Source organism: Paracoccus versutus (genome assembly GCF_000763885.1).
Lineage (GTDB): Bacteria > Pseudomonadota > Alphaproteobacteria > Rhodobacterales > Rhodobacteraceae > Paracoccus > Paracoccus versutus.
Window position 1 is genome coordinate 1 of sequence record NZ_JRKO01000117.1, and the last position, 4,638, is coordinate 4,638.

Annotated in this window: 4 protein-coding genes; all 4 read right to left on the reverse strand. The window is 71.0% G+C overall.

Going from position 1 to position 4,638, the window contains the following annotated elements; genetic code table 11:
* Positions 1-58: 58 nt before the first annotated feature.
* Entirely contained in the window at positions 59-853 is a 795-nt protein-coding gene (locus tag IT40_RS25805) for a pyrroline-5-carboxylate reductase family protein (RefSeq protein WP_036761273.1), read from the reverse strand.
* Positions 850-1,977: a quaternary amine ABC transporter ATP-binding protein gene (locus IT40_RS25810; protein WP_052096346.1), complete on the reverse strand. Its 1,128-nt coding sequence runs from the start codon at positions 1,975-1,977 to the stop codon at positions 850-852. The genes IT40_RS25805 and IT40_RS25810 overlap by 4 nt, the downstream gene beginning before the upstream one ends.
* Positions 1,970-2,857, reverse strand: a complete 888-nt coding sequence (locus tag IT40_RS25815; RefSeq protein WP_036761282.1) for an ABC transporter permease — start codon at positions 2,855-2,857, stop codon at positions 1,970-1,972. Before IT40_RS25815 ends, IT40_RS25810 begins: the two co-directional genes overlap by 8 nt.
* Before the next feature lie 724 nt (positions 2,858-3,581).
* Positions 3,582-4,484, reverse strand: a complete 903-nt coding sequence (locus tag IT40_RS25820; protein ID WP_244274068.1) for a glycine betaine ABC transporter substrate-binding protein — start codon at positions 4,482-4,484, stop codon at positions 3,582-3,584.
* Positions 4,485-4,638: the final 154 nt, after the last annotated feature.

The window sequence follows — 4,638 nt, forward strand, 5'->3', positions numbered from 1 at the left end:
GCGCCGATGACGATGGTGTCGTAGTCGGTGTCGTGGAGGGTTTCGATCGTCTTGCGGGTCATGTGGGGGCCGTGGTCTGCGTCATGGTCCGGGCCTTTTCGGTTGCGGCGGCGAGGGCGGTCTCGATGGCTTGGGGGAAGCCTGCGGCCTCGGCGGCGTCGAGGCCGGCGGCGGTGGTGCCGCGATAGGCGCGGTAGGCGGCGAGCAGGGCGGGGGCCTCGGTGATGCGGTCTTCCAGCAGCCGGGCACCGCCGACCACCGCCGCCTCGGCCGCGCGCCAGGCGATGGCCTCGGGGATGCCGCGCGCGCGCATGAAAGCGGCCATCGCCGTGGCCATCAGCGCCGGATAGGCCGCACCCGAGCCGGGCAGGGCGGTCATCAGGTCGATCTGCGCCTCGGTCTCCAGCTCGTCGGTGCTGCCGATGGCCGAGAGCAGGCGGCGCACCGTGGCGCGGTCGGCGGCGGTCACGCCCGGCCCGGCCCAGAAGGGCGAATAGGAGGCGCCGATCTCGGCCGCGGCATTGGGCATCGCCCGCACGATCCGGCCGCCGCAGCACGCCAGCGTGGCCGCCCCGATCCCGGCCATGAAGGACAGGACCAGCCGGCCCCCGGCGCGCAGGTCCAGCCCCGGCCAGTCCTCGGGCCGCACCGAGACCACGATCACGTCGCTTTGCGCCACCAGCTCGGCCGCGTCGCGCGCCCATGTCACGTTGGCATGGCCGTGGTAGTTGGTCTGCGGGGCGCTGCGATTGAGCAGCACCAGCTCGCCCGGCGCCAGGATGCCGCGCGCGAGCAGCCCCGCGCCGAGCGCCGAGCCGAGCCAGCCGGTGGCGCCGATCAGGCCGACCCTCATGCCTGCCGCCCGTCATGCTGCCCGTCATGCTGGCCGCCATGCTGGCCGGTATAGGCGTTGATCGCGGCCTGGAAGGGGATGACGCCGATTGTATGGCCCTGGGGATCCTGGACCCGCAGCGCCTGCAGCCGGCTGGCGGCCATCTGCTGCAGCGCCTCGGCGATGCTGGCCTCGGGGGCGATGGCGGCGTCGGGCAGGGCGGCGTCGGGCAGGGCGGCCTCGGGGGCGTCGAAACCGTGCCGGGCCTGCATGACCGCGCCGACCTTCAGCACCTTGCCGCGGTCGACATGCTGGACGAAATTCGCCACGTAATCGTCGGCCGGGCGCAGCACGATGTCCTGCGCCGTGCCCTGCTGGATCACCGAGCCGTCGCGCAGAAGCGCGATGCGGTCGCCGATGCGCAGCGCCTCGTCGAGGTCGTGGGTGATGAAGACGATGGTCTTCCTGACCTCCTGCTGCAGGTCCAAGAGCACCGTCTGCATGTCGTAGCGGATCAGCGGGTCGAGCGCCGAATAGGCCTCGTCCATGAGCAGGATCGGCGCGTCGTTGGCCAGCGCGCGCGCCAGGCCCACCCGCTGCTGCATGCCGCCCGAAAGCTGGCTCGGATAGCTCTTCTCGAAGCCCGAAAGCCCGACGCGCTCGATCCAGCGCATGGCGGTGCGGTAGCGCTCGGCCTGCGGGATGCCCTGCACCTCGAGCCCGTAGGCGGCGTTGTCGAGCACGGTGCGATGCGGCAGCAGGCCGAATTTCTGGAACACCATCGCGGTCTTGTGGCGGCGGAACGCGCGCAGCTCCGCCTGCGGCATGGCGACGACGTTGCGGCCCTCGATCACGATCTCGCCGGCGGTGGGCTCGATCAGCCGGTTGATGTGGCGGATCAGCGTCGACTTGCCCGATCCCGACAGGCCCATGATCACCTGGATGCTGCCCGGCGCGACCTGGATGTTGATGTCGCTCAGCCCCAGCACGTGCTGGTGGCGGGCCTGCAGCTCGGCCTTGGTCATGCCGGCGCGGACGGCCGCGACATGCGCCTCGGGATTGGCGCCGAAGATCTTGTAGAGATTGCGGATCTCGATGCCGATGGGATCCGTGGTGGCGGGATCCGTGGTGGCGGGATCAGTCATGGCTGGCCTCCTGGTGTTTTTGCAGCCGCTTGCCCCAGGCCTGGCTGATGCGGTCGAAGAGGATGGCGATGCCGACGATGGCGAAGCCGTTGAAGAGCCCGAGCGTGAAATACTGGTTCGAGATCGCGCGCAGCACCGGCTGGCCCAGCCCCTGCACCCCGATCATCGAGGCGATCACCACCATGGCCAGCGCCATCATGATGGTCTGGTTGATGCCGGCCATGATCGTGGGCAGCGCCAGCGGCAGCTGCGCCTTGACCAGCTTCTGCCAGGCCGAGGAGCCGAAGGCGTCGGTCGCCTCCAGCACCTCGCGGTCGACCTGGCGGATGCCGAGGTTGGTCAGCCGGATCATCGGCGGGATGGCATAGATCACCACCGCGATCAGGCCGGGCACCCGGCCGATGCCCAGCAGCATCACCACCGGGATCAGGTAGACGAAGCTGGGCATGGTCTGCATGATGTCGAGGATCGGGCTGATGATGCGCTGCACCCGCTGCGAGCGCGCCATCAGGATGCCGAGCGGCAGGCCGATGGCGATGGACAAAAGCGTCGCGGCCAGCACCATGGAGATGGTCTTCATGGTGTCGTCCCACATGCCGAAGAGCCCGATCAGCACCAGGGTCAGCACGGAGCCGATCACCACGCGCAGGCTGCGGCTGGCGCCCCAGGCCAGGGCGGCGACGACGGCCAGGACGAGCAGCCAGGGGGTGCCCAGAAGCAATCGCTCGAACCAGATCAGCATGGTCTGCAGCGGGCTGAAGAGGCCCTCGATCATGTCGCCGTGGCTGCGGGTGAAGCTGCGAAAGCCGTCGTCGATGACGCGCTGCAACTCGCGCAGCCAGGCGCTTTTCAATTGGGGGAAGGAGGTGAGCCAGGTCATGGGATCCTCGCGCATGGGGCTGGGGGCCGGCCTGGGCGGCCGGGACCGGGAAAGGGTGGCGGCATCGGGCCGGACCGGGGTCGGGGCGGTCCCGCGGACCGGCCCGGAGGCCGGGCCGAGGGGTGGTCAGGGCCCGACCCGAGAGCCGGACCGAAGGGGTGTCAGGGCCCGGACCCGAGCGCCGGCTGGGCCAGGGACCGGAACCGGGAGCGGGTCCGCGGGCCCGAGAGCCGCTCCGCGGGGCCAGACCTGGGCCAGTCCTGGGCCAGTCCTGGGCCGAAACCGAAGCCGGACCGCGTCCGCGGGCCCGAAAGCCGCTCCGCGGGGCCAGGCCTGGGCCAGACCTGGGCCGGAACCGGAGCCGGAGCCGGCCCGACGGGCAGCCAGGGCCCGGAACCGGGAGCCGGAGCGGGCCCCCGAGCCGAGAGCCGGAGCGGGGTCAGGCCTGGGCCAGACCTGGGTCCGACCTGGGTCCGACCTCGGCCGGAACCGGAGCCGGAGCCGGCCCGACGGGCAGCCAGGGCCCGGACCGAGAGCCGGCTCGCGACCGCGGGCCCGAGAGCCGAGAGCCGGAGCCTTCAGACCAAGGCCGGACCGCAGAACCGGCTGGGCCAAGGCCCGGACCGGAAAGCCGGCCCGACGGGCAGCCCGGCCCGGACCCGAGAGCCGGAGGGCGGGCCGGGGCGGACTTTCGGCCCGCCCAGCCCGACCGCGGGGGGCGCGGTCAGAGCGCGGCCTTGATCCTTTCGGCCGCCTCGGGCGTGACCCATTCGGTCCACATCGCCTCGTTCTCGCGCAGGAACTGCCGCGCGCCCTCCTCGCCCTGCGCCTGGTTCTCGGTCATCCAGGCCATCAGCGCGTTCACCGTCGCATTCGTCCAGCTCCGCTTGGAAAGATAGTCCATTACCTCGGGCGGGGCGCTGTCGGCGAAGCGCTTGGCGACGACGGTCTGCACCTTGTCGGCCGGCCAGTCGTTCTTCCTGGGCTCGGCGCAATCGGCGTTCGAGGTGCAGTTCTGCCATTCGTCCCTGTCGAGCGCCACGCCATGCTCCAGCTTGACCATCTCGTAGCGGCCCAGCAGCGCGGTCGGCGCCCAGTAATAGCCGACCCAGCCCTGCTGGCGTTCATAGGCGCGCGCGATCGAGCCGTCGAGCCCGGCGGCCGAGCCGGTGTCGACCAGGTTGAAGCCCGCCGCCTGGGCGCCGAAGGCCTTGTAGAGCTGGCTGGTGATCACCGTGCCGCCCCAGCCGGCCGGGCCGTTGAAGATGGCGCCCTTCGCGGGATCCTCGGGATCGGGGAAGAGGTCGGGGCGCTTGAGCACGTCCTCGATGGTCTTCAGCTCGGGGTTGGCCTCGGCGAGGTATTTCGGGATCCACCAGCCCTGCACGGCGCCGTCGCTGAGGATGTCGCCGGTGACGACGATCCGGTCCTCGGCCAGGCCGGACCGGATGACTTCGGGCACCAGGTCGACCCAGCCCTCGGGGGCGATCTCGGGCTGGCCCTTCTCGACCATCGAGGTCAGCGTCGGCACCGTGTCGCCCTGGATCACCTCGGCGCTGCAGCCGTAGCCCTCGTTGAGGATGAAGGCATCCAGCGCCGCCGCAAGCTCGGCGCTCTGCCAGTTCATGCTGGCAATCGTCGGACTGCCGCAATCCGCCCAGGCCGCGCCCGAAAAGCCCACAAGCAAAAGCGCCGCACCGCAGGAAACAAACCGTCTTCCCATTCTCTTCCTCCCTGGCGCGAACATGGCCCCCAAACCCCAGCCGTCGCGCAAACCGGGG

Excerpts from the sequence above, each read along its gene's own strand:
- IT40_RS25820 (WP_244274068.1), bottom strand. The coding sequence starts at position 4,484 with ATGAACTGGCAGAGCGCCGAGCTTGCGGCGGCGCTGGATGCCTTCATC.
- IT40_RS25805 (WP_036761273.1), bottom strand. The coding sequence starts at position 853 with ATGAGGGTCGGCCTGATCGGCGCCACCGGCTGGCTCGGCTCGGCGCTC.
- IT40_RS25810 (WP_052096346.1), bottom strand. The coding sequence starts at position 1,977 with ATGACTGATCCCGCCACCACGGATCCCGCCACCACGGATCCCATCGGC.
- IT40_RS25815 (WP_036761282.1), bottom strand. The coding sequence starts at position 2,857 with ATGACCTGGCTCACCTCCTTCCCCCAATTGAAAAGCGCCTGGCTGCGC.